This is a genomic window from Clostridium moniliforme, assembly GCF_017873235.1.
Taxonomy (GTDB): Bacteria; Bacillota; Clostridia; order Clostridiales; family Clostridiaceae; genus Clostridium; species Clostridium moniliforme.
Window position 1 is genome coordinate 510,233 of the sequence record NZ_JAGGJZ010000001.1, and the last position, 25,850, is coordinate 536,082.

27 protein-coding genes and 1 tRNA gene are annotated in these 25,850 nt (G+C 25.3%); 6 read left to right on the forward strand and 22 right to left on the reverse strand.

Annotated features, from left to right (window positions below; translation table 11 throughout):
- Window positions 1-16: 16 nt before the first annotated feature.
- Window positions 17-2,608 (reverse strand): DNA polymerase I, encoded by a 2,592-nt coding sequence (gene polA, locus J2Z53_RS02395; RefSeq protein WP_209795622.1) that lies wholly within the window; start codon window positions 2,606-2,608, stop codon window positions 17-19.
- A gap of 101 nt (window positions 2,609-2,709) precedes the next feature.
- On the reverse strand, window positions 2,710-3,627 hold the full coding sequence (glsA, locus tag J2Z53_RS02400) for a glutaminase A (RefSeq protein ID WP_209795623.1): 918 nt from the start codon (window positions 3,625-3,627) through the stop codon (window positions 2,710-2,712).
- 172 nt (window positions 3,628-3,799) lie between these two features.
- Between glsA and J2Z53_RS02405 the strand changes: the two genes are divergently transcribed.
- Window positions 3,800-5,035, forward strand: coding sequence for an aminopeptidase (locus J2Z53_RS02405; protein ID WP_209795624.1), 1,236 nt, complete (start codon window positions 3,800-3,802; stop codon window positions 5,033-5,035).
- A gap of 35 nt (window positions 5,036-5,070) precedes the next feature.
- Here the strand turns inward: J2Z53_RS02405 and J2Z53_RS02410 are convergent, their stop codons facing one another.
- From J2Z53_RS02410 to J2Z53_RS02445, 8 genes are all read right to left on the reverse strand, one after another.
- On the reverse strand, window positions 5,071-5,952 hold the full coding sequence (locus tag J2Z53_RS02410; RefSeq protein WP_209795625.1) for a LysR substrate-binding domain-containing protein: 882 nt from the start codon (window positions 5,950-5,952) through the stop codon (window positions 5,071-5,073).
- A gap of 40 nt (window positions 5,953-5,992) precedes the next feature.
- Entirely contained in the window at window positions 5,993-6,289 is a 297-nt protein-coding gene (locus tag J2Z53_RS02415; RefSeq protein WP_209795626.1) for a hypothetical protein, read from the reverse strand.
- A 167-nt stretch (window positions 6,290-6,456) separates the two neighbouring features.
- Complete coding sequence (locus J2Z53_RS02420; RefSeq protein WP_209795627.1) at window positions 6,457-7,779, reverse strand: NCS2 family permease; 1,323 nt, start codon at window positions 7,777-7,779, stop codon at window positions 6,457-6,459.
- Between the two features lie 337 nt (window positions 7,780-8,116).
- Window positions 8,117-9,430: a hemolysin family protein gene (locus J2Z53_RS02425; RefSeq protein ID WP_209795826.1), complete on the reverse strand. Its 1,314-nt coding sequence runs from the start codon at window positions 9,428-9,430 to the stop codon at window positions 8,117-8,119.
- 79 nt (window positions 9,431-9,509) lie between these two features.
- Entirely contained in the window at window positions 9,510-9,890 is a 381-nt protein-coding gene (locus tag J2Z53_RS02430) for an HsmA family protein (RefSeq protein WP_209795628.1), read from the reverse strand.
- Between the two features lie 177 nt (window positions 9,891-10,067).
- Window positions 10,068-11,111 (reverse strand): polysaccharide deacetylase family protein, encoded by a 1,044-nt coding sequence (locus tag J2Z53_RS02435; RefSeq protein ID WP_209795629.1) that lies wholly within the window; start codon window positions 11,109-11,111, stop codon window positions 10,068-10,070.
- A 545-nt stretch (window positions 11,112-11,656) separates the two neighbouring features.
- Window positions 11,657-12,658, reverse strand: a complete 1,002-nt coding sequence (locus J2Z53_RS02440; protein ID WP_209795630.1) for a GGGtGRT protein — start codon at window positions 12,656-12,658, stop codon at window positions 11,657-11,659.
- Window positions 12,659-12,689: 31 nt separating this feature from the next.
- Entirely contained in the window at window positions 12,690-13,382 is a 693-nt protein-coding gene (locus J2Z53_RS02445; RefSeq protein WP_209795631.1) for an iron-sulfur cluster assembly scaffold protein, read from the reverse strand.
- Window positions 13,383-13,650: 268 nt separating this feature from the next.
- Here J2Z53_RS02445 and J2Z53_RS02450 point away from each other — a divergent pair.
- Window positions 13,651-13,734: transfer RNA gene (locus J2Z53_RS02450), tRNA-Leu, on the forward strand.
- Between the two features lie 263 nt (window positions 13,735-13,997).
- Here the strand turns inward: J2Z53_RS02450 and J2Z53_RS02455 are convergent.
- Genes J2Z53_RS02455 through J2Z53_RS02465 form a run of 3 tightly spaced genes read right to left on the reverse strand, consistent with a single transcriptional unit; the run spans window position 13,998 to window position 15,725 of the window.
- Window positions 13,998-14,684 carry a hypothetical protein gene (locus J2Z53_RS02455; protein WP_209795632.1) on the reverse strand — a complete coding sequence of 229 codons (687 nt, stop codon included), beginning with the start codon at window positions 14,682-14,684 and terminating at the stop codon, window positions 13,998-14,000.
- Between the two features lie 7 nt (window positions 14,685-14,691).
- Complete coding sequence (locus J2Z53_RS02460) at window positions 14,692-15,111, reverse strand: protein-export chaperone SecB (RefSeq protein ID WP_209795633.1); 420 nt, start codon at window positions 15,109-15,111, stop codon at window positions 14,692-14,694.
- A gap of 26 nt (window positions 15,112-15,137) precedes the next feature.
- Complete coding sequence (locus J2Z53_RS02465; protein WP_209795634.1) at window positions 15,138-15,725, reverse strand: hypothetical protein; 588 nt, start codon at window positions 15,723-15,725, stop codon at window positions 15,138-15,140.
- Between the two features lie 575 nt (window positions 15,726-16,300).
- Here J2Z53_RS02465 and J2Z53_RS02470 point away from each other — a divergent pair.
- Window positions 16,301-16,726, forward strand: coding sequence for a hypothetical protein (locus J2Z53_RS02470; RefSeq protein ID WP_209795635.1), 426 nt, complete (start codon window positions 16,301-16,303; stop codon window positions 16,724-16,726).
- Window positions 16,727-16,841: 115 nt separating this feature from the next.
- On the opposite strand, the gene J2Z53_RS02475 is transcribed toward J2Z53_RS02470, so the two are convergent.
- Both J2Z53_RS02475 and J2Z53_RS02480 read right to left on the reverse strand, forming a co-directional pair.
- Window positions 16,842-17,204 carry a hypothetical protein gene (locus tag J2Z53_RS02475; RefSeq protein ID WP_209795636.1) on the reverse strand — a complete coding sequence of 121 codons (363 nt, stop codon included), beginning with the start codon at window positions 17,202-17,204 and terminating at the stop codon, window positions 16,842-16,844.
- Between the two features lie 4 nt (window positions 17,205-17,208).
- Window positions 17,209-17,397: a hypothetical protein gene (locus J2Z53_RS02480; protein WP_209795637.1), complete on the reverse strand. Its 189-nt coding sequence runs from the start codon at window positions 17,395-17,397 to the stop codon at window positions 17,209-17,211.
- A gap of 1,048 nt (window positions 17,398-18,445) precedes the next feature.
- On the opposite strand from J2Z53_RS02480, the gene J2Z53_RS02485 reads away from it, so the two are divergent.
- Complete coding sequence (locus tag J2Z53_RS02485; protein WP_209795638.1) at window positions 18,446-18,793, forward strand: hypothetical protein; 348 nt, start codon at window positions 18,446-18,448, stop codon at window positions 18,791-18,793.
- Between the two features lie 34 nt (window positions 18,794-18,827).
- The gene (locus J2Z53_RS02490; RefSeq protein ID WP_209795639.1) at window positions 18,828-19,211 is read left to right on the forward strand and encodes a hypothetical protein; all 384 of its coding nucleotides are present in this window, start codon (window positions 18,828-18,830) and stop codon (window positions 19,209-19,211) included.
- Between the two features lie 348 nt (window positions 19,212-19,559).
- On the opposite strand, the gene J2Z53_RS02495 is transcribed toward J2Z53_RS02490, so the two are convergent.
- The 4 genes from J2Z53_RS02495 to J2Z53_RS02510 form a co-directional block, all read right to left on the reverse strand.
- Entirely contained in the window at window positions 19,560-20,282 is a 723-nt protein-coding gene (locus J2Z53_RS02495; RefSeq protein WP_209795640.1) for a GIY-YIG nuclease family protein, read from the reverse strand.
- Window positions 20,283-20,818: 536 nt separating this feature from the next.
- Window positions 20,819-21,253 (reverse strand): hypothetical protein, encoded by a 435-nt coding sequence (locus tag J2Z53_RS02500; protein ID WP_209795641.1) that lies wholly within the window; start codon window positions 21,251-21,253, stop codon window positions 20,819-20,821.
- 255 nt (window positions 21,254-21,508) lie between these two features.
- Window positions 21,509-22,528, reverse strand: a complete 1,020-nt coding sequence (locus J2Z53_RS02505) for a pyruvate kinase (protein WP_209795642.1) — start codon at window positions 22,526-22,528, stop codon at window positions 21,509-21,511.
- A gap of 122 nt (window positions 22,529-22,650) precedes the next feature.
- Window positions 22,651-23,088, reverse strand: coding sequence for an N-acetylmuramoyl-L-alanine amidase (locus J2Z53_RS02510; protein ID WP_209795643.1), 438 nt, complete (start codon window positions 23,086-23,088; stop codon window positions 22,651-22,653).
- Between the two features lie 117 nt (window positions 23,089-23,205).
- Between J2Z53_RS02510 and J2Z53_RS02515 the strand changes: the two genes are divergently transcribed.
- Window positions 23,206-23,676, forward strand: coding sequence for a DUF4883 family protein (locus J2Z53_RS02515; RefSeq protein WP_209795644.1), 471 nt, complete (start codon window positions 23,206-23,208; stop codon window positions 23,674-23,676).
- A gap of 31 nt (window positions 23,677-23,707) precedes the next feature.
- Here the strand turns inward: J2Z53_RS02515 and folK are convergent, their stop codons facing one another.
- Genes folK through J2Z53_RS02530 form a run of 3 tightly spaced genes read right to left on the reverse strand, consistent with a single transcriptional unit; the run spans window position 23,708 to window position 25,837 of the window.
- Window positions 23,708-24,520, reverse strand: coding sequence for a 2-amino-4-hydroxy-6-hydroxymethyldihydropteridine diphosphokinase (gene folK / locus J2Z53_RS02520; RefSeq protein WP_209795645.1), 813 nt, complete (start codon window positions 24,518-24,520; stop codon window positions 23,708-23,710).
- Between the two features lie 13 nt (window positions 24,521-24,533).
- Window positions 24,534-25,343: a dihydropteroate synthase gene (gene folP, locus J2Z53_RS02525; protein WP_209795646.1), complete on the reverse strand. Its 810-nt coding sequence runs from the start codon at window positions 25,341-25,343 to the stop codon at window positions 24,534-24,536.
- 17 nt (window positions 25,344-25,360) lie between these two features.
- Complete coding sequence (locus tag J2Z53_RS02530) at window positions 25,361-25,837, reverse strand: HD domain-containing protein (protein ID WP_209795647.1); 477 nt, start codon at window positions 25,835-25,837, stop codon at window positions 25,361-25,363.
- Window positions 25,838-25,850: the final 13 nt, after the last annotated feature.

A 25,850-nucleotide genomic window follows, 5' to 3' on the forward strand; every position in this document is an offset into this window, starting at 1 on the left:
ATAAACCTCGTCTCCTTTATTTAGTGCTATACCATGTATCACCAAAGTTTAAATCTACATCTAATGGTACACTAAGTTTAAAAACTTTCTCCATTTCTTCTTTTACTAATTTTTCTACTTCTTTAACTTCATCTTCTTTTACATTTAATATAAGTTCATCATGAACTTGAAGTATAAGAGTACTCTTTAAGTTTTCTTTTTTCAGTCTATTAAATACATTAATCATAGCTATCTTTATTATATCTGCTGCACTTCCTTGTATAGGTGCATTCATAGCAAGTCTTTCTCCTAATGCCTTAACTATTTTATTAGAAGATTTAATCTCTGGTATAAACCTTTTTCTGTTTAATATTGTAGTTACATACCCAGTTTCTTTAGAATCTTTAACTATATTTTCTAGATATTCTTTTATTTTAGGATATCTATCAAAGTATATAGCCATATATTCTCCTGCCTCTTTTTTAGTAATCCCCAAATCTTGAGCTAATGAAAAATCACTTATTCCATAAACAATTCCAAAGTTAACTGCCTTTGCTCTTGAACGCATTAATGGAGTTACCTCATCAACAGGTACATTAAATACTTCTGATGCAGTTTTTGTATGGATGTCACTATGATGTTTAAATGCATTTATCATATTTTCATCATTACTTATATGAGCTAAAACTCTAAGTTCTATTTGAGAATAGTCAGCAGATAAAAGTTTATCTGTCTTTTCTCTAGTTATAAATATTTTTCTTATTTCTCTTCCCATTTCATATCTTATTGGGATATTTTGAAGATTTGGCTCAGTACTTGATAATCTTCCTGTTGTAGTTACAGTTTGATTAAATGTTGTGTGAATAGCCCCATCTACATCTATTAATGACTTCATTCCTTCTACATAAGTAGAATTTATTTTAGTCATTTGTCTATAATAAGTTATTTTATCTATTATAGGATGTTTGTCTCTAAGTTTATCTAAAACATCAACATTTGTTGAATATCCTGTTTTAGTTTTCTTTATAACAGGAAGGTCTAATTTCTCAAATAAAATTTTTCCAAGTTGCTTTGGCGAATTTATATTAAATTCTTCATCAGCTAATTCATAAATTTCCTTTTGGACTATATCAATTTCCCTCTTGAATTTAATTGCTAACTCATCTAATACTTCTTCATCTACCTTAAAACCATTTTCCTCCATGTAAGCTAAAACAGTTATTAAAGGATGCTCTACATTATAATAAAGATCTTCCATATTTTCTTTTTTAATTTTAGAATTAAGAATTTCATAAAGCTTTTTCATAAAGCTTACACTTTGAAGTAAACCTTCTTCACCCTTTTTAACTTCATCTCCAATGTAAGTTTCTATAATGCTACTTAGAGGATATTGACCTTTAGATGAATCTATAATGTAGGCAGCTATTTCTGTATCAAAGAAAAAGCCTTCTATGTTTATATCCATTCTAGTTAATATTTTAATTAATGATTTACCATCATGTATTACTTTTTTCTTATTTTTATCTTCAAAGAAATTTTTTAATATAGATATTGTTTCTTCTTCATTGCTTTTTATAAAGTCTTCAAAATTAAATACAATACTTATATTTTCTTCTCCAAAATATAATTTTCTAAGTCTTCTCTTTGAATTTAAAGGAGCTTCCTCTATTAAATAAGTAATATAATAATTTTTTTCTTTCTTTAATAAATCTTTTAATTCAGCTAATGAATTTATTTTTTTAGTTTTTACTTCTTCTTTTTCCTCTTCTCCAATAAATTTTACAAGAGAAGATTTCATTTGAAGTTTTAAAAGTAATTTTTTTAAACCTTCTTTATTAATAATATTTTCTACTGATATATCTTCTATTATATTTTCTATTGGAACTTCAGTCATTATAGTAGCAAGCTTCTTACTAAATATTGCTTGTTCACTATAAGTTTCAAGATTTTCTTTTAATTTTTTACCACTAATTTTATCAATATTTCTTAAAACTTCCTCAACTGAACCATACTCTTTTATTAATTTATAAGCTGTCTTTTCTCCAACCCCTGGAACTCCTGGAATATTATCTGATTTATCTCCCATAAGTCCTTTAACATCAATAAATTGTGTAGGAGTTACCCCAAATTCTTCAATAAATGATTCTTTATTGTACTCAGCGGTTTCTGATACTCCCTTTTTTGTTATAACAACATTTATATGATTATCAGCTAATTGAAGGGCATCTTTATCTCCAGTAACAACATAAACTTCCATACCTTCTTTTTCTGCAAGTTTTGCAGTTGTTCCAATTATATCATCAGCTTCAAAGCCATCTAATTCATATATTTTTATTCCAAGAAGAGTTAACATTTCTTTTATTAAGGGAAATTGCTCTCTAAGTTCTTCAGGCATTTTCTTTCTTCCTGCTTTATAATCTTCATATTCTTTATGTCTAAAAGTTGGTGCTTTTTTATCAAAAGCTGCAACTATATAGTCTGGCTTAATATCCTCTTTCATCTTTAACAACATATTTGTAAACCCATATATAGCATTTGTATGAACACCTTCACTATTTGTAAGAGGTGGCAATGCATAAAAGGCTCTATTCATAAGTGAGTTAGAATCTAATATAAGTAATTTTTTCATATATTCCTCCCTATTTAAGCCTTAAGCTCTATTTCTTTTATAATTATATCCCACGATGCTTTATTATAACACTTCATATTAAATTAAAAGTAACAAGTAAATTAAAAAATACTAAGATCTAATTCCTTAGATAAATCTTGTAATATTTTTAATCCTGCAATACTATTCCCCTTTTTATCTAATGCAGGTCCATAAACGCCTATTCCCATATTTTTAGGAACAGAAGCAAGTATCCCTCCACCTACACCACTTTTTGCAGGTATACCTATATTTACTGCAAATTCTCCTGATGCATCATACATACCACAGGTAACCATTATAGATTTAACTATTTTGCAAATTTCCTTATCTATTAATTTCTCACCGCTCCAAGGAATTATACCATCATTTGCAAGAACTGCTCCAAATTTAGCTAAATCTCTTGCATTAGCTTCTATTGAACATTGTCTAAAATAAAGGTCTAATACCTCTTCTACATTTCCTTCTAATATTCCACTACTTTTCATGAAATATGCTAATGCTCTATTTCTATCTCCTGTTAATTTTTCTGATATATAAACCTCTTCATTAATTGTAATATTATCATTATTTGTAGCTTTTTTTATAAAGTCTATAAGTCTTTTAAGTTTTTCTTCTTCTGTTTTTCCTTTAATAAGAGAAGTTGTGACTATAGCACCTGCATTAATCATAGGATTATATGGTCTTCCTGTATCAGTTGTTTCTAATTTTACTATTGAATTAAATCCTTCTCCAGTTGGTTCAACATTAACTTTTTTAAGTACATTTTCTTTTCCATTATCTCTTAATGCAATCATTAAGCTCACAATTTTTGAAATACTTTGTATAGTAAAAACTTTTTCACACTCACCTGCAAAATATTCTTTTCCTTGCAAATCAACTACTGCGATTCCTAAATCATTTACATCAGCTTTTAACAATGCTGGAATATATGAAGCTAACTGCCCTTCTTTTCCATAAACTTTATTTTTGTCTACTAACCTTTGTAATATATCAAACATATTAAAGCACTCCGTTCTATTATGTATAAATTAAACAAATTTAAGTAAATATATTATATTACTTATTAACTTTACTTACAACAAATATAAGGGTTAATTATTACCTATTATCTTTGCAAACAACTTAATTTATATGTTAAAATTATAATTAAAATATGGGAGGTGTTTTAGAATGGATAAATTCGAAAATTTATTAGGAAAATATGCTAATCTAGTTATTTCAAAAGGAGTTAATATTCAAAAAGGTAAGTTATTATTTATTAACTCACCAATAGAATGTGCACCTTTTGCAAGACTTTTATGTAGTGAAGCTTATAAAGCTCAAGCAAAGGATGTATATATAAATTATTCTGATGAATTATTTACAAGATTAAGATTTGAAAATGCAAGTTGTGAAACTCTATCAAATATTCCTCAGTATGAAATCGATAAATATAACTATTTTACTGACAATGGTGCTTCTTTCATTTCAATTTCTGCAAGTAATCCATCCCTTTTCAATGGAATAGACTCAAAAAAAATCGCTTCTGCATCTAAAGCTAGAAGTATTTCCCTTAGAAATTATTCAGATAAATTAATGAATAATGAAAATTCTTGGTGTGTTATTTCAATGCCTACTAAAGCATGGGCTACTAAAGTATTTAAAGATGTTAGTGAAGATGAAGCTATTGATAAATTATGGGATGCTATTTTCTCTGTTATGAGACTTAAAGAAGAAAATCCAAATGAAGCTTGGGAAAAACACTGCGAAAGTTTAGAGTCAAGAATGAAAAAACTTCAAGATTATAATTTTGATAAATTAGTATACAAAAATAGTTTAGGAACTAATTTAGAAATAGGTCTTGCTCCAAACCATATATGGTGTGGAGGTGCTGACCATACTAAAGAAGGAGTTGAATTTATTGCAAATATGCCAACAGAAGAAATTTTCACAACTCCAAAAAGAGATGCTATAAACGGTATAGTATATTCAACTAAACCATTAAATTATAGTGGTAATTTAATAAATAATTTTTCATTCACTTTTAAAGATGGTAAAATAATAGATTTTACAGCCGAAGAAGGCTATGATGCTTTAAAAGAACTTTTAGATACAGATGAAGGATCTAGATATCTTGGAGAAGTTGCTCTTGTTCCTTATAATTCTCCAATATCAAATTCAAATATTTTATTTTATAATACATTATTTGATGAAAATGCATCTTGCCACCTTGCACTTGGTAAAGCTTACCCTTCTTGCATAAAAGGTGGAGAAGAAATGAATGATGAAGAACTTATTAATGCATCTTCTAATATTTCATTAACTCATGTAGACTTTATGGTAGGATCAAAGGATCTTAATATAATTGGTGTAACTCATGATGGAAAAGAAATTCAAGTCTTTAAGGACGGAAATTTTGCATTTTAAACTAAAAAGCTTGGAGCTTAATTACTCCAAGCTTTTTAAATTTTTTGTTTTGCTTCTTCTATAAATTCTCGCATATTATTGCTTATAAACTTATCTTTATGTGCTACTAATAACAAATCCCTATAAATTCTTTCTTTATTAAATGTAATTTTAATAAGTTCTTTTCTTTCTACTTCTTCAAGGGCACATTCCTTAGAAATACATCCTATTCCAAGTCCTGCTTCTACGCTTTTTTTAATAGCCTCTGTACTGCCTAACTCCATAAAAGTTTTATATTTAATTCCATGCTCTTTTAAATAAATCTCAACTATTTCTCTACTTCCACTTCCTTTTTCTCTCATAATAAATTTTTCATTTTTTATGTCATCTTTATTTAAATATTTTTTATTAGACCATTTATGATTATAAGGTGCTATGAATACAAGCTCATCTTCCCATATTTTTTCATATACTACTTCTTCTGAATGAATATTTCCTTCAACAAAGGCAAAATCAACTTTATTTTGAAGAATCATTTTTTCTATGTTTTCAGTATTTTCAATTATAAGAGAGATATCTATCCCTTTATTTTTCTCCACAAAATTTTTAATTATAGCTGGAAGTATGTATGTTCCTATTGTTGTACTTGCTCCAATAACTATCTTCCCTTGCTCTTTATTGTTTATTTGTCGTATTGTATCAACACCTTCATCATATAAATTAAGTATTCTTCTTACATAATTAAAATAAACTTTTCCTTCATATGTAAGAGTTAATCTTTTTCCTATTCTATCAAAAACTTTTACCCCAAGTTCTTCTTCTAATTCTTGTATTGCTTGACTTACAGAAGGTTGACTTATATACAAAGACTTTGCAACCTTTGTCATATTTAAATTTATAGCAGTTTCATAAAATATTCTTAATTTTCTAAAATTCATATTTTCACCTCAACTAAATAAGCTACGGAAATACCATAGCCTACTCTTTGTCCACATCTTCATAATCAACATCTATTGCTTTTGAAGTATCATAATCTTCATCATTATTTTCTTCATTATATATATTATCATTTGAGCTTGTGTAGGTTGTAGTTTCTTCATAAGTATTATATTTATTTTTCTTTTGATTAATATACTTTCTAATTTTAAATATAGCCCAAATTATTAATCCAATAAGTATTACATAAGGTAATATTGTTATCATTAAAGTAGCAACTGCTCCAATAACTAAAATAGTAATTAGAAAGTACATTGCCATCTTAAAATTTCTATTCATAATCTCAGTCCTTTTTAAATATATCATTTGTACTATTATACAATTTAATCATTAAGTAATAAAGGGGTTTATGTTCTATTTTATTAGTTGATACAAAAAAGTAGCACTTAAATTAATAAATGCTACTTAAATATTATAAATTAAATATATTAATTAATATATTTATACTAAACTAAAAACTTTAATATAAATACAAATCCAATAATAACTGTTGTTATACTTATTTGTTTCCACTTTCCTGTAAATAATTTAAGAAGAATATATGAAATTACTCCAAATATAATACCATCTGAAATACTATATGAAAATGGCATCATAATCATTGTTAAAAATGCTGGGATTGATTCTGTATAATCTTCTAAATTTATTTCTCTAATTGGTTCTATCATAAATAATCCAACTAATATTAAAGCTGATGCTGTTACAGCTGGTGTTATTGATGCAAATATTGGTGCAAAAAATAATGATAATCCGAACATAAGAGCTGTAACTACTGCTGTAAGACCTGTTCTTCCACCTTCTGCAACTCCTGCTGCACTTTCAACAAAAGTACTTACTGTACTTGTTCCAACACAAGCTCCAAAAGTTGTTCCTATTGCATCTGATAGAAGTGCTTTTTTAATATTTGGAACTTTTCCATTTTTATCAAGCATTTTTGCTTTTGTAGCAACTCCAACTAAAGTTCCTATTGTATCAAATAAATCCATAAATAATAAAGTAAATAAAACTATTACCATATCTATTGAAAAAATATTATTCCATTCAAAATCAAATAAAACTGAGCTTATTGAAGGTGGTGCACTCATTAATGCTTTTGGCATTGGAGTTAATCCAAATGGAATTCCTATAATTGCAGTTATCATCATTCCAAAGAAAAGTGCTCCTTTAACATTTTTTGCTAATAAGATTGCTGTTATTATTAATCCAACTATTGCAAGAAGTCCAGCACCCTTTGTAATATTTCCAAGTGCTACTATTGTTCCTCCGTCTTTTGGATGAATAACTATTCCAGCTCCTTCTAATCCTATAAGTGCTATTAAAAGTCCTATTCCAACTGAAATTCCTTTTTTTATACAATCTGGTATTGAATCTACTATTGCTTCTCTAACATTAAATAATGTTAATAATATAAATACAATTCCTTCTAAAAATACAGCAGTTAATGCAAATTGATATGAATATCCCATTCCAACAACTACAGTAAATGCAAAGAAAGCATTAAGTCCCATTCCTGGTGCTTGAGCAAATGGTAATTTAGCATAAAGTCCTGTAAGTAATGTAGCAACTAAAGCTGATAGAGCTGTTGCAGTAAATACTGCACCCTGATTCATGCCTGCAGCTGCAAGTATTGATGGATTAACAATTAATATGTAAGCCATTGTCATAAATGTTGTAAGACCTGCAACACATTCTGTTTTAGTAGTAGAACCACTTTTTGTTATTTCAAAATAATTATCAAGTAATCCATCTTTTTTAAAGAAGTTTCTCATTTAATCACTCTCTCATTAATATTTTTGTCCGAAAACTATAATATAATATTTTTCACTAAATTTCCACCCTTTTTCCGAATATTTTTTAAACCTTTTAATTTTTTTTATGTTTTTTATAAAAATATACGAACTTTATACCCTTAAAAAGTTAATTATTATACGTATTTTGCCAATTATAGTATTTTTGCTCTATATTTAATAAATAATTATAATACTACATTTTATATTATAGATTAATTTCTAATAAATAATATTTAGTAATATTTATAAAATAAAAAAGATTAATCTAAATAAACTATATCTAGATTAATCTTAAATTTGTTAAATTAAATTTATATTAATTAATAAGTACAACTTCAACTTCTTCAATTCTTCTATCCATAACTTTAGTTACTTTCAAAATAAGATTTTCAATAGTAAGTTGTATATCTATATCTTCCTTTGGTATTTCTCCGATTTGGGTTATTATATATCCATTTAATGTATCATAATCTCCCTCTTCTATATTTGAATTAAACTCTTCATTAAATTCGTAAATATTTATTGTTCCTTTAACTAAATATTTATTTAAATCTATTTGTTTTATATCTGGACCATCTAAATCATATTCATCATCTATATCGCCCATAACTTCTTCAATTAAGTCTTCCATAGTTACAATTCCTGAAAAGCCACCATATTCATCAATTAATATAGCCATATGATTTCTATTACTTTGTAACTCTTTAAATAATTCGTTTATTTTTTTAGTTTCTGGAACAAAATATGGTTTGTGAAGAATTTTTCTTATATTTACATTCTCAAAACCTACTTTTCTTGCTTCAACAAAAAAATCCTTAATATAAAGTATTCCAATTACATTATCTATATCATTTTCATAAACTGGCACTCTTGAATATTGAAAATTTATTAAATCATCTAAATACTCATTTACATCATCACATATATCTATTAAATAAGTATCTTTTCTAGATGTCATTATTTCCTTTGATAATCTATCATTAAATTCAAATATACCATTTATCATGTCCTTTTCATCTTCATCTATAGCACCTTCTGCTTCTCCCTCTAAAATTAGAGCTTGTATCTCTTCTTTAGATACATTTTCTTCACTTTTATTTTCGTTAAATCTTATAAGCTTTAAAATAATTGAAGATGATATCGATAAAATTTTTATAAATGGTTTGGCTATTATAGAAGTCATGTAAATTATATTAACAGATGATAATGCTATCTTCTCTTTTCTTTGAAGTGCTATTTTCTTTGGAATAAGCTCACCAAAAACTAATGTTATATAAGAAAGTAATATAGTTACAACAATAATTGAAATTTGATTCTTATATGGAATATTAAAATTTTTAAGTTTTTCAAAAACCATTCCTGATATACCTGTTGCAGCTACTGCACTAGACAAAAATCCTGCAAGAGTAATTCCAACTTGTATTGTAGCTAAAAAACTACTTTGATCTTCTATTATCTTTTCTAATAGTTTTGCTCTCTTATCTCCATCTTCAGCTAATATTTTTATTTTATTTTTATTTACTGACACTATTGCCATTTCAGCTGATGAAAAAAATGCATTAATTGCTGTTAAAATGAATACTAATATTAATTGGGGTATAATGCTCCCCGGGGCGGGTTCTACCATAATTTTTTATCCTCCTAAAAATATATAATAAATTGATACTATCATATTTTTTTATAAATTTCAATTTGGAATCTTTTTATTGCTAATGTATATTATTCATACCAACAATCATACCTGTAAAGTATGGAATTAACCATATTGCCCAAACAATTATACTAAATTTATGAAATTTAGCTTTTGATTCTGGATTATTCTTTATAAGTACTACTGTTGCCCATATTGCATGGAAAAGCATTAATAAAATTGCTAAAAGACCTGTAACACCATGAAGATTAGCTTTAAAACCTCCTGCTATATTACTCATAAAGTGTGTACCTAAAGCATCGCAAATTAAACCTATATAAAATATTATAACATGCCATTTTTTAAGTATTCCTTGTTTCTTCTCTGACCAAACACCTATTGTATAAAATACTAGTGCTGATGATATAAATATAATTGCCTTTAATAATTCTGCTGACATAAAGTTCACCTCTAAATTCTAATTTAGTTAATACATACTTTATCTAAATTACTATTAATTAGCGTACTAACTATGTACAAATAATACTTTGATATAATATATTTTGCAATTAACATTTAGTTAATTAATTATGAATAGTTTTTATCATAAAAAAATAGAGGTAAAAACCTCTATTTTTTATTTGCCTTTTTGTCCTTGATTAGAATCTGTTTTAGTTGAATTTGTAGGTAAATCCTTAAAAGAATCTATTGGAGCATTTTTAATTACTTTAAATGAATATCCTTTTTCTTTATAAAAATCTATTAACTCTGGTAATGCTTTTACTGTTTCAACCTTTGCCCCAGCATCATGCATTAATAATATCATATGTTTTTGTTCTTTCATGTATCTAGCTGAATTTGCTATTATTTGTTTTGTTGTATAATGTTTTGAAGAACCATCTCCAATTGATGCATTCCAATCTATTGATGTTATATGAGCATTGTCTAAATTTTTATTTAAACTTGGAAGTCCTTCATCTTTATAATAACGTCTTGACATATATCCACCAGGCATTCTAAGAACTCTACAGTCAAAATTAGAACCTAAAATATCTTCCATCATTTTATTAACATCTTTTACTTCTTTCATAAAATAAGATACATTAACTCTATTGTTAGGATATAATTTTTTGTAATCATGAGTTAAAGTATGATTTGCAATTGCATTTCCTGACTCAAATTCATCTTTTAATAATTTCTGATTCTTTTCATTATTTTTTAAATTATTTCCCATTACAAAGAATGTTGCATGAACACCCTTTTCTTTTAATATTTTTAGTATTTTAGTAGTATTTGGACTTGGACCATCATCAAATGTTAAGAAAATTTCCTTATCATTATTTTTACTGTTTCCAGCTATCATTTGAGCTACTTCATTAGCTGGAACTGCATAGCTTTCTGCTGAACTTATAATATTTTCTCCATTATTAGCTTCATTATTTAATTTTTCTTTATTTGCATCTAAATTTTTATTATTATTTTCTTCTTTAACTTGTTGTTCTTTTGCAGTGGCATTAATTCCTTTTGACTTGTTGCTACTATGTATAAAAATACTAATTCCTGAAATAACTAAAATAAGTGCTATAATGCTTACAATTATTTTTTTATTTTTTCTCCTCCTTTTTTTATTTCTAATTTTAGCTACTCTTATTTTATTGTCCCTTATGTTTTTTCTCCTCATTTTACTCATCCTTTGATTAATTATTTATATTATTATTTTACCTTTTAATTATATATTTAAAATTAATTTAATTAATTTTTTGTGTATAATAAGTTAATATTTAGTCTTTTTATATTAATTTATTAAATTTACTACTTATTTCAATAATTATATTTAATAATATTATTATAATATTAAATATTTACAAAAAACATCAACACTTTGGTGTCTTATTACTAAAAAACAAAAAATACTTACATTATTAATAGAAAATACAATTATAACTTATAAACTCCCATTAAAATAACCATTTGCTACAACAAATATAAAAAATCAAAATACAACCACTATTCAAGAAAAATGATTTTTTTGTAAAAATCAAAAGGCAAATGGAAAATTAAAAATAATATATTTACTAAAAAACTTAATAATTTTAAATAAACTATTTTTTAATAAATTCTGTATTTAAAATATAATGTATATAAAAAAGCGCGTATCTATATAAGATAAATACGCGCTTAAAAACAAATATTTATAATCTAATACTTTTACATAAAAAGCTTATTTTACTTGTTCATTGCTTCTTCTACAGCAACAGCTACAGCAACAGTAGCTCCTACCATTGGGTTGTTACCCATTCCGATAAGACCCATCATTTCAACGTGAGCTGGAACTGATGATGATCCCGCAAATTGTGCATCTGAGTGCATTCTTCCCATAGTATCAGTCATACCGTATGAAGCTGGACCTGCAGCCATATTATCTGGGTGAAGAGTTCTTCCAGTACCACCACCTGATGCAACTGAGAAGTATTTCTTTCCAGCATTTACACACTCTTTCTTATATGTTCCTGCAACTGGATGTTGGAATCTAGTTGGGTTAGTTGAGTTACCAGTAATTGATACGTCAACTCCTTCGTGATGCATTATAGCAACACCTTCTCTAACATCATTAGCTCCAAAACATCTAACCTTTGCTCTTTCTCCATTTGAATAAGCTTTTTCTTTAACGATCTTTAATTCTGAAGTATAGAAATCAAACTCAGTTTGAACATAAGTAAATCCATTAATTCTTGAGATTATCATAGCAGCATCTTTTCCAAGACCGTTTAATATAACTCTTAATGGTTCTTTTCTTACTTTATTAGCTTTTTCAGCTATTTTAATAGCACCTTCTGCAGCAGCAAAACTTTCATGTCCTGCTAAGAAAGCAAAGCATTTAGTTTCTTCTCTTAAAAGCATAGCTCCTAAATTTCCATGTCCTAAACCAACTTTTCTATCATCTGCAACTGATCCTGGGATACAGAAAGCTTGTAATCCTTCTCCAATTGCTTCAGCAGCATCAGCAGCTTTTTTGCAACCTTTCTTTATAGCTATAGCAGCTCCTAAAGTATAAGCCCATCCAGCATTTTCAAATGCGATTGGTTGAGTTTCCTTTACGATTTTGTATGGATCTATACCTGCTTCATCACATACAGCCTTAGCATCTTCTATTTTTTCCATTCCGTATTTATTAAGTACTGGAACGATTTGATCTATTCTTCTTTCATAACTTTCAAATAATGCCATGATTAAATTCCTCCTTACAAATTAATTTAAATTATGCATGTCTTGGATCTATTAACTTAACAGCATCTTCAACTCTTCCGTATTGTCCTGATGCTTTTTCCATTGCTTCGTTAGCACTCATTCCCTTAGCAACGAATTCCATCATTTTACCTAAGTGAACAAATTTGTATCCAATAATTTCATTGTCTTCATCTAAAGCAACTTTTGTTACATATCCTTCTGCCATCTCAAGGTATCTTGGTCCTTTAGCAAGTGTTCCATACATAGTACCAACTTGTGATCTAAGTCCTTTACCTAAATCTTCAAGACCAGCTCCTATAGGTAGTCCACCTTCTGAGAATGCAGTTTGAGATCTTCCATATACTATTTGTAAGAATAATTCTCTCATTGCAGTATTTATAGCATCACAAACTAAGTCTGTGTTTAATGCTTCTAATATAGTCTTTCCTGGTAATATTTCTGAAGCCATAGCAGCTGAATGAGTCATTCCTGAACATCCTATTGTTTCTACTAATGCTTCTTGGATTATACCATCCTTAACATTTAAAGTAAGTTTACAAGCTCCTTGTTGAGGTGCACACCAACCTACTCCATGAGTAAGACCTGAGATATCTTTTACTTCTTTAGCTAAAACCCATTTTCCTTCTTCAGGAATTGGTGCTGGACCATGGTTAGGGCCTTTAGCAATTACACACATTTCTTGAACTTCTGTTGAATACATCATATTCTAATTTCTCCTCCCTAATTATTAGATTATAAACTGTTTTTTTATGTACAAAAACTTAGTTTACTTTTCTAGCTAGGTCAAAAACCATCCCACTGGGTTAGTTTTATCCTAGTTATATTTTAGCAAATGTACACCAATCAAACAACTGTAATATTAAATTTTTTTATATTTTTGGTAAGTTTTTATTTCATTTAATTTAATAATTGAATTTTTTTGTTAATTCTGATATAATTTATTTCATTGATATATATTATATTTATTTTATGCCACCATGGCGGAACTGGCAGACGCACATGACTCAAAATCATGCGGTTTTACCGTGTGGGTTCGATTCCCACTGGTGGCACCATAGTTTTATAAGAATAGCACTATCACTTACTTTATCAGTATTTCGATAGTGCTTTCTTTTTATGTTTACCACTATTTTTACCACTTCTACAATAAAAACTTTTAAAGATTCTTAAACATAAATATCTCAAAAAGTAATAAAAAAATTTATTAAACTTTAAATTAAAAAGTAGTCTATCTAAGATAATAGGCTACTCTTCACTATTTACAAAATATAATTATTACTTCTTAACTTCTATAATCTAGTGCTTGTACTTTTAAAGCTTATCCAAAAGATCTATTGCATAATTCTTCTATATCATTTCCTGATATAATCATTAAATTATTTATATTGTATCTAGCAAGAAATCTTAAGCATTTTTTAGTACTTGTTGAATATGTTACTAAATAAGGAAACACTTCTATACCATTATCAACATGGTCTCTAATACTATTCATCAACTCAAATTTCTTTCTATCAGAATTATTTTTATAAAATGGTGGCCTGCAATTATTTGTTAATGTTGCTTTACATTCCTGCAATTCTATCTTATTACCATTATAAACTGTATCTATATCCTTTTTTGATATTAATACACCATTTTTATATACTAGTGCCTCTTCTATTTTATCAAATTCTATAATATTATTGATAACTCCTATTCTATCCATAATCTTTTCTAAAAGTCTTCCTCTTCTTTTGTTAAGGACATCATCATCACAATTATAAAAATCATACATAACAGACTTATACTCATCTATGTGTTCGTCTTTTATTACAAGTTCTGAAATAGGATCATTATCAATTGTACTATTTAATTCATTTTTATCATTTATATTATATCTAACTCTAGCAAGAATATTTATAGTAATTTTTATATATTTCTTATTAGAAAATATAAACCCAATTAATTTATCAATTTCACAACTATTTATTCTAGTTGAATTTGGATTAGTTTTAAACTCTATCATAGCTTATTTATCCTTTGTATGGTGATATTATTAATGATGGATAACCCATTCTAGAAGTTATTGAACTAATTATTTCTCTTGCATAAGGCCATATATTTATAGGTACATTTTTATCAGTAAAATGTTGTACATATTCTCTACTAAATGAATCTAAATTTTTAACACTATATTTTATATTAAATTTTAAATTTAATACTAAGCATACTTCATCTCCATCTTCACTTTTAAGTTTAACATTAAATTTAGGATACATATTAATTTCATTAATAGTCTTTACTTCTATATCTTTACATTCATAAGTCAATTCTACTTCTAATGAACTATCTATTTCCTCAATATACTTTAAACATTTTGTATTAACTTCATTTAACCTAATATCCATTATCTCCAAATTTTTTATAAATTCACTATATTTTTTATTATCCATCTAAAACAAAACTCCTTATTTATATACTATGCTGCTATACCTAAATTATCTTTATATATATTTTTTGTATTTGAATATTTTTTATTATTAACTATTATTGAATACTTTTGTATATCTATTTTTTCCCCAGTATCATAATTATTTCCATTATTATTTTTAGTTTCATTTATAAAATTATTTAAAATAATATCTGTATAATCATATATATTTGAAAAAATCTCACTTAAAAAATCAAACATTATACTATCTCTATCCTCTATTTTTTTATTATTTATATTTTTTATATTATTAAATATTTTTGTATATAATTCTCTATATTTGTAATCAATAAATTTTTTATATACTATATTGTTAAAAAACTTATTTATTATATTCTTTTTTATTTCTTCTGCTTCTTCTTTTATTATACTTAATTCCCACAACTGTTCTTCATCACTATAAAATGATTTTTCCAAATTTCTTATTTCCTTATTAAGCAAATTGTATATTTTATCCATATTTTTTTCTTTATTAATTTTATTTTCTTTTATTTCTATTTTCATATTAATATTGCATCTTGAACTACACATATTATACACCTCTTTATATATAACATTTTTACAACCTTTATTCATAAGTCATACTCCTATTTATAATTAGTACAACCTATATCTTACATAAATTGTACCATTGATAATAAATTTTTCAATACTTTCTCATATATTAACATGTTAACTTTTTCTATTATTTTAATAAGCTTTCTTAATAAATATAGTATTATATTATCTCCCAAAAATGATAAAATAATCATACATTTTTTAAATATATATTAATAACAATCTAGAATTTTATTACCTTAAATTTTAAAATATAGTCAACTAATTTTTTTCTAAACACAAATATATGTGCATATGTTACTACTTGTATTTATTAAATTCTTATATAATCTCTTTATTATTAATTCTCTATACTCAATTACCTATTCTCATCAATAGATCCGTTAAATATTTTACACCAATATATAAATAAAAGAATACGAGCTTTAATCTCCTATCAATCATATTTTACTCTTATAAACTTTTAATTTTTAGTACTATATTTCCTAACCTATTAATTGTAAACATTCTCTTTAAATTATTTATTATATATTGTGCACTAAAATTTATTCACCTAAAATATACTTATAATAGTATAAGGAGAGTAAAATCTAATGAAAAAATTTATATCAATTTCACTAATAATATTGATACTTTTATTATTAAGTTATAAGGTATATTCAAATATTCCATCTATTCCATATAAATCTAAAACCTTAAACTTAACAATTAAATTTCCTAAAAATTGGACTAATAAGTATGTGGTTGAAGAATCTAAAGATTCATTATCTGTATATTTTAAACCACAAAAGTCAGATAATTTAAAAGGTCTTTTATTCATTATTGCTAATGCTAATACTGAATCAATAAACTCCTCTGAATATGACAGCATAAATTCCAAAAAATATATAAATATAAAAAATAATAAATATTTTATTGGTGGCCCTACTGATATAGGCTTTCCAGATAATAATTCGGAATACTCTACATACAACAGCATGAAAGATCAAGTTCCTAAAATTATTAATTCAATAAAATAAACTTTCTAATATTACTTTTATTCAAACCTAAAATATAACTTCTAGTCCTTCTATGCTAATAAAATAAGGATAAGATCTTTAATCTTATCCTTTTGATTTAATACATAAATTCATTTTATTTTTCTATCTCATTAATTATCTCTTCATTATTATTATAATATGTAATTCTTTTAGGTGTTATTTTTTCCTTTGAATCAAATGGATCATATCCTCCAATTCCATAATCCTCGTATATTCTTAGTTTATTATCTCTTACGAACGGATTTATATAATCGTAACATTCTACTCTAACCTGTAAAAAGCTATCTACAATAGCTACCATCTTTTTACCATCTTTTTCTACAATATGCTCAGGATAAGTAGCAAATACATATAAAATAAATCCAATAAATATATAAATGCCTATAATTAAAACTATTAATGAAATTCCAATTTTGCATAAAATCCGTGTAGATGTTTTATCATTACTCTTGCTCATAATCTTATATAAAAAAATAATTATTTGAATTAGAATTGAAAATACTAATTATAGTAAAAATACTTGCAAATGCAAAATTAACCCAATTTAATAATACAAAATCATTTAATTTAATTATATATTCGGGAATTTCATACACTATTATTAATAAAAACATCATAATACAATTAATAATAAAAAATTTCTTTTTCATAAATCCTCCTAAAAAAATTAATTCAATATTTAATATAAAATTCCTTCTATGAATAATAGATTAATTTATATATTAAAACAATCATTATTATCAATGTATTACATTTTATTAATACAAAATTTATTTCCCAACAATTGCACCCTTTTAGACTTTGCACCATTTTTTTGTGTGCGAGTTGCGTTTCCAATTAAACTCATTTTCCATAACTTAATTGTATTTATATATAAACCCATATTGTAAAATACCTTCCATTTAAATATAGTCTTTATAAGCCTTATCGCTAATACTTAAACTTACTTTTCATTCATAATCACTCTCTCATTTCTTCTAAAAATAGTATAAAATGCACCCTTTTTTTAAGGGTGCATACCCCCCCTCATGTGAAACTAAAAAAAATATCTATTGTCTCTACCATTACCCGACCGATACCAGTTATAAAAATATAATTTTTTTTAATACGGGGGCTATATAAATAGGCATTTTTTATACTATTTTATATACTTTTTTTAATAATTTTAATAAATTTCTATACCATTATACCTTTATAAAAATGGCTTGGTTGATTGATTCATCTTATATTTTATTATTTTATTTTGCATTATAAATCTGAAAAAATTCGTATGGGGAAAATCCGCGGAGAAAAAGTGCTAACCATGGACTTACTTAATTAAATAAAAATTCTTAATATACCCCTCCCCTATAACAGATATTATCTTATATTCTTATTCATAATGCATATACAGGCTTTTGCTTAAAGCTAATATATAAAATACTTGTCTTTGCTTACAAATTACATTCTATTAGCCTTATATCGCCTCATAGCTATACATATACTTCATATATCTATATATAAATGCCTCATAATATATGTTTTGTCCTTTTTTATAAATCTCTTTAAATCCCCACTATATCTAATATTAATAACATTATTAATAACCCTATGTCACATACTCTAAATATGTCCTATTTGTATTTAATTCCCATAATTGTATACTTACTTAATTTGCTATATAATACACTAAACACACTATATTAAGGAGGTCGAATAATGGATTTATCTTTAATTAAAGAAAATAGATTAAATTCACTTAACCAAAAATATAAACCTATAATTAAAATTTATAATGATACTGTTAATATTGTTAACTCTATATCTATAGCTAATAATGAACCCATTGATATTATAATTTGTAAATTATATATACTAACTAATAATGTAAATCAAACTTTAAAAATTCTTACTAACTCTAATTTTAAAATTAATAATAGAAAAATTAACTCAACTGATATTTCTGAAACTTTAAAATCAATTCCTAAAAGCGAAACAAATATCTATAGACTATTTGCAAGAAATCAATTTATAAATAATAAAAAGAAATCAAAGTTACTAACTTAAATTCAATTATTCTAATTTAAGGAGGGCTTTATTTATGATTCACTTAACTACTGAAGAACGTAATAAATATAAAAATATATTAGGTAGCTATAATATGTTAACTGCACTTATAAAAATATTAGACATAGAAATAAATACTATAAATATATCTAACACTAAAAATGATACAAATACTCTCAATCATTTAAAACTACTAAATGATAATAAAAAATACTATAAAGATATTACATCTAAAATTGATATTGGTCTAAAACAATTGAATGATAAAGAAAAACAATTAGTTCAATTGCGATATTTAAGTAAAAATCCATATACTTGGTATAAAATAGGTAGTATCTTACACTTTAGTGATGGTTATTGTAGAACTAAACTAAATGATAAATGTCTTTATAAATTATTTAAACTGAAAAATAATTAAATATTAAACCACCCTACTCAAAAGTAGGATGGTTACTATAAAAAAGAAGAGGTTTAATCCCCTTCTATGCTTTTCTTTTATTATTTTCTCTTATAAGTGTACTTTTACTTATGCCTAAAAGTTCGGCTACTTCATTATAACTTTTATTGTCACAATTAATATTGTATATTATTTATTATTTTTAATAGATTAATATTTTTTCAGACTTTTGATTACATAAGGTTGGACTTTTAAGTACATAAGTATCAAAACTTTTAACTTTTTATACTTAAATTCAATTTATAATTACTAGCAAACAAAGGGGTATTTTTAATTAAAAATACCCTTCTTAAATATCTTAGAAATGAATTAATTAAAATTAATTGGAATTCTCGCACTTTTAGTATGTTTTTGAGTTTCTAAAAAAATTCCTGATGTTCCTCTTCCTGATCCTTTACTCTCAGGAATTATTTTTTTAGATTTATAGTCAATAGAAAGCTTTTTAAACAAACTTGGAATTTTATATATTTCAACCATCAAATTATACTTCCAATAAGAACAATTTAATATATTTGCATATTCTTTAGTTATAGAACATTGATTTTTGGTATAAAAGCTTACTACAACAGAATTATCAATTGCAACCATTTTAATACCATTTGAATTATTACTAGTTGGTTGCCATTTTTCATTTTTTTCATAAATTTTCAATCCATATTGTTGCAATTCAAAAATTATATCATGTATATTATCATTTGTAGAATTAATAAGTAATTCTGAAATACGGTTTATTTCATAGTCTGTACATCCAACAATAACTTGTTCTCCACCTTTTGCAAGATTATATCCTATGGAAGGATTTCTTGATTGAAAATGCTCTATCCAATAAATTTCTCTTTCGTTTAAACTCTGTGGACTTTCACATTCTTCAATAATCTCACAAATGAAATTGTTTTTCCCATATTTTTTTAAAACTGAACGAAACCAAGAACCAGAGCCATAATAATGTGGATCAAATACTTTACTTTTATGTTGACCAATATAAATTTTTTTGTCTAACAAATTAGTAGTTTTATAAATATACCCATACATATCTTTTATCTCCCCTTAATAAACCACTTTAGTTTTAATCATTTAATCAACTTTAAAACTATTCAAATAAAAAATATAAATTTACCATTATTATATATATAAATATTTTTTAATTTTTAGTATAACTTTTAATATTTATTTTTTTATGTTTTATCGTGTAACTAAACTTGTCCTTTATATCCGCATTTATCTATATTTTATAAATATGATTTTTTCTGTGATAACAGACACCTAATATTTTTATTTCGAGTTACTTATAAAAGGATTTTTATACTTTTTATGATTATTTAAGTTAATTACTTTTATTATAAGTATGTTAACATTAAAAAAAATATTTATTTTTAATGTAAAATCAAAGTTAAATACATAATAAAAATAGTATATTAGGTATATAATTTATGTGTTGAATATAACCTTTTAATATATAATTTTTTTAATATAATACTACTAAATAAAAACCTAAGAGATAAATTCTCTTAGGTTTTTATTTATACAATATTATTAAAATACTCATAAATTTATATTTACTTAAATTACTAATTAACCTTAAAAATTAATGGACCACCATTTTTTGTTTTATATGGTCCTATTTCTATATAAGCAACCTTATTTAAATCTCCACCAATAAGTTTTAATTCAGCTTGTATGTTTGTTTCAACAGGATCTAATTGCATTTTTTCATATTCAATTCTACTACCATTTACATCTATAAGTTGTACAAATAAAAAATTATCAAACGCATAATCTAATTGTTTTATTGTTGGAGATCCTATTTGTATTATTAATCTTCCATTTTCTTTTTTTATATTTTTTATATTTATTATAGGAAATGACCCATCATCTTCTCTATCATTCTTATCTATATAATTTACATTATATTTTCCAAGTTCATCTGGTTCATATTTTCCACAACCAATAAATATCCCATTTAGCATTACTATAGCAATAAAAATTGATATAAATTTTTTCAACCACTTCACTTCTTCCTAAGTTATAAATTTATTTAATTTTATCATAATTATTTCAATTTATAGTAAACGTTTTATTAAATCTAGGTTAAATCTTACATTTTTATTAATAAATAGTCTTAAATTAATTCATTCATAGTCTTATAAATTAAAAACAGCATCAATCCCCCAATAAATATCCATACTAATTGAGTAATTCTAGTATATAAAACACTTTTCCCTACACCCTTATCTCCCATATAATCAAACCTTTCTTTTTTATTTATATTTTTTTATAAGACTAACTAAAAATTTTATTGTTTTTATAGGTGCTTTTCCTATTGATGTTTCTCCTGATAGTAAAAATCCATTGCACCCTTTTAAAATTAAATTATATATACTATCAACTTCAGATAAATCTGCTCTCTTCCCTCTTTTCATGCTATTTAAAATATGAGTTGCAACTATTACCTCACCTTTATAGCTTTTCAAATCATTGAAAATTTTATCTTGATAAATTGGTACATCTATTATATTACTTTCTGGAATTAAATCACCTCGTCCAATTACAATTCCATCAACACTTTTAGAAATAATACTTACATTTTTAACCCCCTTTTTAGTTTCTAATTTTCCCCATATTTTAGGCATATAATTTTCTTCCGTATTATTTAATTTTATAAAATTTTTAACCTTTTCTATATCAAATAAATCTTCAACAAAAGATTGACATATTATATCTGCTTTATTTTTAATTCCCCAGGAAATTGCAATCTTATCTTTTTCTGAAAGTTTTAAGTTTTCTCTTGAAAATCCTTTTATATTAACTCCCTTTCCTGCTCTTATTATTCCTCCTCTTTTTACTTTAACTTTAATTCCATTATCATCTATAGAAAGTATTTCAAAATTCATTGTATTATCTTTCATAGAAATATTTCTTATATTTTTATCCTTTAAAAATATATTTTGTATATTTAAAGGAATAACCTTTTCCCTATCATTTTTTACTATATATCCTTTATTTATATAAACATCTTCTCCACAAAATAAAAGTTTTTCCCCATTATAAACCTTATATATATATGGTAATTTATCCGAGATTCTTATTTTACTTCCAGGCAAATCCACCATAATATGTATATTTTTATTTATGTTTTTTATTAATTTATATTTTGCATCAAAATCCTCAATTGTTCCATGAGAAAAATTAAATCTGAAGGTATTAGCTCCAGATGAAATCAATTCTTGAATAACTAATTTTTCATTAATGCTAGGTCCTAAAGTTGCTATTATCCTCATAATGTTATCCCCCTCTTTACCCTTACTATAAATGTTACTTTTGTTCATCTATTTTTATCCATAAATATTTATAATTACCTTTTAAATCATTAATAAAATAAAAACTTAAAAATATAATTAAATTAATCTTTAAGTGATTCTAAACAGCTAATTAATATTTGTATTAATTCTTCTTTTTTCTCTTGAATTTTTTCTAAATTCATTTTTATAATTACAGTTGGAACTTCTGTATTTTTCATTAAATAAAATTTATTTCCATTATTATAATTGATATTATTTATTCCAATATCCCTTAATTTTCTTTGTAGTTTCAGGGAAAAATCTTTAGATATCTTATCTTTGTAATAAATTTTTGTATTTTCCTCTTTCTCGTTAATTTGAACAAGCAAAAAGAAATCTAATTTTGAAGTATTAATAAGAATTGCCTTTTTAAATACTTCCTCTCCAATAGTTATTTTCTCTTCCAAGAACATATCAACAATATAATATCCCTTTTTCTTAAGCTCTGTCCTTACAGCCCTGGAAATATCAGAACAATTTATATCTATTCCAATTTTCATAATAATACCTCCAAGGATTAAATTTTATTATATTATATTCATAACCTTTCAAAATGTTCTAATTAAAGATTAATTAGAATAAATTATTAAAGAGATTTTAAATGGGAGGTTTTATAGTTGAAACATATTAAGTTTTTATCTTTAATATTAGCTTTAATATTTCTACAAGGTTGTACTTTAAATAGTTCAAGATATGTTCACTTTGAAAAAAGTCCTTCAAAAAATTATTATTCTAATAAAATTAAAGATAATTTAATGGATAATAAAACATATTCTCTTCAAGTGTTTGACACAAATCTTTATAAATATTTTCCAGTAGATGAGAAGGATAATGATATTTTAAAAAATTTTATAAATACTTTAGATGAAAGTGCCTTTTTAGATAAATTTGAAATTAAAAACAAAGAAGTTTTTAGACTTATTATTAAATTTCCAGAAGAAAATTACATTATAAAAATTTATGATAATAAAATAGCCACTCTCAATCCTTGGGATGGTCATTATAGTGAAGATATAATTGACATGAGTAATCTTCCCCTTCATTTTAATCTTTATGATTTTTGTAATTATATTAGAAACAAAAAATAGGAGTGCAACAATTAATTTGCACTCCTAAACTTTAATTTAATTCTTCAAGTAATCTAAATACTCTCTTTTTTAATAGTGGGTGAACCTTATTAGGTGCTATTTCACAAAGAGGTTTTAATACAAATTCTCTCTCTTCCATTCTTGGATGTGGAATAGTAGTATAATCATCATCCATTATAATATCATCATAGAATATAATATCTAAATCTATTATTCTAGGTCCCCACTTTATTATTCTTTCTCTCTTCATTAATTTTTCAATATTTAAAAGCTCATCCATAAGCTCCCTTGGAGAAAGTATTGTTTTTAATTTAATTGCCCCATTTAAGAAATCTTCCTGATTTTCAACTCCCCAAGGTTTAGTTTTTATAAATGATGATATTTTATCTATAGTAACTCCCTTTATATCTTCTAAGTAATTTATAGCTTCCCTTAAATTATTTTCTTTCTCTCCAATATTAGTTCCAATTGAAAGATAAGCTTCATGCCATCCTCTATTTATTTCAATAGCTGCATATTTTAAATGTCTTCCTATAGGTGCCCATGGTTTTTTTACTTTAACCTTAACATTTTTAATAAATCTATATTCATTAAGTATATATTCTGAAACTCTTTCTCCAACAGTTTCAATTAAATCATAGCTTTTTTCACATACAACCTTCTCAATTCCATATACAAGTTCTCCATAATGAACAGAAGATTTTAAATCACCAGTTTTTCCTGCCTTTGAAAGGTCTAATTCTAACTCTATATCAAATATAAATTTTTGTCCTAAACTTTTTTCTTCTTGAAATACACCATGATTTGCAAATATTTCAACATCCTTTAAATAAATTTTATCCATAAGCTATACCACCTTATTTAGCTTTTAAAATTGCATCTGTCATAACGCAAGCTCTCTTATTTTCTAGAACATCATGTACCCTTATAAATTCGCATCCTTTAACTATTCCAAGTACTGTTGTTGCTATAGTTCCTTCTAAACGCTTGTCTACTGGAAGATCTAGTGTTAATCCTATCATTGACTTTCTTGATGTACCTAAAAGAACAGGATATCCCATATCTCTAATTTTTTCTAGGTTATTCATAACCTTTAAATTTTCTTCTAATGTTTTTGCAAATCCTATACCTGGATCTAATATAATATTTTCCTTTTTAACACCAGCTTCTAATGCTATATTTATACTTTCTTCTAAATCACTTATAACATCTTCCATTAAATTGTTATACTCAGCCTTTTCTCTATTATGCATTAAAATACAAGGAACTCCATATTCATAGGCAACCTTTGCCATATTTTTATCCTTTTTAAATCCCCATACATCATTTATTAAATCAGCACCAGCTTCTATAGCTGCCTTTGCTGTTTCACTTTTATATGTATCAATTGATATTGGTATATCAAAATTTTCTTTTATTGCTTTTATTATAGGTACAACTCTCTTTATTTCTTCTTCTGCCTTAACAACTTCAAAGTTAGGTCTAGTTGATTCCCCACCAATATCTATAATATCAGCTCCATCATCTATAAGTTCTTTTGTTCTTTTTAATGCTGCCTCTATATTATTAAACTTTCCTCCATCTGAAAAAGAATCTGGAGTTACATTAAGTATTCCCATTACATAGGTTCTTTCACCTAATTTAAATTCAGTATTTCCTATCTTCATTAAATTCACTCCTTAATTTAATACTTAATTATATTGTTTTTCTTATTTTTATCCCAATAGCATTTATTATAACTTTTACAAGTAAAGCAGTTTCTAGATAGCTTATCACTTTCTCTAATTAATTTATTAAAATAATTAGAATTATTATCTTCTCTATGATTTTCTATTCCACTTATTATTAAGTTTTGTTCTTCATTACTAAAGGAAGTTTCCTTTAATATTTTTTCAGCTAATATTCCACTTCCTTTATGGTGTGGTATGTTTTCTTTGTATTGCAAAACTCTACCTATATCATGTAAAAGAGCCACTGCATATATAACTTCTTTTGAAATATTAATATTTTCTTCTAAAGCTTTTATATATGCTATTCTTGCAACATCTAAGCTGTGATCTAACCCATGTCTACAAAATTCTCTATCTATTTCTAGATCTTCTAAAAGCTTCATATTTTCCTTAAAAATATTATTTTTTAAAATCTCATTTACCTTATCCATAAATTACAGACTC

Excerpts from the sequence above, each read along its gene's own strand:
- polA (WP_209795622.1), bottom strand. The coding sequence starts at position 2,608 with ATGAAAAAATTACTTATATTAGATTCTAACTCACTTATGAATAGAGCC.
- glsA (WP_209795623.1), bottom strand. The coding sequence starts at position 3,627 with ATGTTTGATATATTACAAAGGTTAGTAGACAAAAATAAAGTTTATGGA.
- J2Z53_RS02405 (WP_209795624.1), top strand. The coding sequence starts at position 3,800 with ATGGATAAATTCGAAAATTTATTAGGAAAATATGCTAATCTAGTTATT.
- J2Z53_RS02410 (WP_209795625.1), bottom strand. The coding sequence starts at position 5,952 with ATGAATTTTAGAAAATTAAGAATATTTTATGAAACTGCTATAAATTTA.
- J2Z53_RS02415 (WP_209795626.1), bottom strand. The coding sequence starts at position 6,289 with ATGAATAGAAATTTTAAGATGGCAATGTACTTTCTAATTACTATTTTA.
- J2Z53_RS02420 (WP_209795627.1), bottom strand. The coding sequence starts at position 7,779 with ATGAGAAACTTCTTTAAAAAAGATGGATTACTTGATAATTATTTTGAA.
- J2Z53_RS02430 (WP_209795628.1), bottom strand. The coding sequence starts at position 9,890 with ATGTCAGCAGAATTATTAAAGGCAATTATATTTATATCATCAGCACTA.
- J2Z53_RS02435 (WP_209795629.1), bottom strand. The coding sequence starts at position 11,111 with ATGAGGAGAAAAAACATAAGGGACAATAAAATAAGAGTAGCTAAAATT.
- J2Z53_RS02440 (WP_209795630.1), bottom strand. The coding sequence starts at position 12,658 with ATGGCATTATTTGAAAGTTATGAAAGAAGAATAGATCAAATCGTTCCA.
- J2Z53_RS02445 (WP_209795631.1), bottom strand. The coding sequence starts at position 13,382 with ATGATGTATTCAACAGAAGTTCAAGAAATGTGTGTAATTGCTAAAGGC.
- J2Z53_RS02455 (WP_209795632.1), bottom strand. The coding sequence starts at position 14,684 with ATGATAGAGTTTAAAACTAATCCAAATTCAACTAGAATAAATAGTTGT.
- J2Z53_RS02460 (WP_209795633.1), bottom strand. The coding sequence starts at position 15,111 with ATGGATAATAAAAAATATAGTGAATTTATAAAAAATTTGGAGATAATG.
- J2Z53_RS02465 (WP_209795634.1), bottom strand. The coding sequence starts at position 15,725 with ATGAATAAAGGTTGTAAAAATGTTATATATAAAGAGGTGTATAATATG.
- J2Z53_RS02470 (WP_209795635.1), top strand. The coding sequence starts at position 16,301 with ATGAAAAAATTTATATCAATTTCACTAATAATATTGATACTTTTATTA.
- J2Z53_RS02475 (WP_209795636.1), bottom strand. The coding sequence starts at position 17,204 with ATGAGCAAGAGTAATGATAAAACATCTACACGGATTTTATGCAAAATT.
- J2Z53_RS02480 (WP_209795637.1), bottom strand. The coding sequence starts at position 17,397 with ATGAAAAAGAAATTTTTTATTATTAATTGTATTATGATGTTTTTATTA.
- J2Z53_RS02485 (WP_209795638.1), top strand. The coding sequence starts at position 18,446 with ATGGATTTATCTTTAATTAAAGAAAATAGATTAAATTCACTTAACCAA.
- J2Z53_RS02490 (WP_209795639.1), top strand. The coding sequence starts at position 18,828 with ATGATTCACTTAACTACTGAAGAACGTAATAAATATAAAAATATATTA.
- J2Z53_RS02495 (WP_209795640.1), bottom strand. The coding sequence starts at position 20,282 with ATGTATGGGTATATTTATAAAACTACTAATTTGTTAGACAAAAAAATT.
- J2Z53_RS02505 (WP_209795642.1), bottom strand. The coding sequence starts at position 22,528 with ATGAGGATAATAGCAACTTTAGGACCTAGCATTAATGAAAAATTAGTT.
- J2Z53_RS02510 (WP_209795643.1), bottom strand. The coding sequence starts at position 23,088 with ATGAAAATTGGAATAGATATAAATTGTTCTGATATTTCCAGGGCTGTA.
- folK (WP_209795645.1), bottom strand. The coding sequence starts at position 24,520 with ATGGATAAAATTTATTTAAAGGATGTTGAAATATTTGCAAATCATGGT.
- folP (WP_209795646.1), bottom strand. The coding sequence starts at position 25,343 with ATGAAGATAGGAAATACTGAATTTAAATTAGGTGAAAGAACCTATGTA.
- J2Z53_RS02530 (WP_209795647.1), bottom strand. The coding sequence starts at position 25,837 with ATGGATAAGGTAAATGAGATTTTAAAAAATAATATTTTTAAGGAAAAT.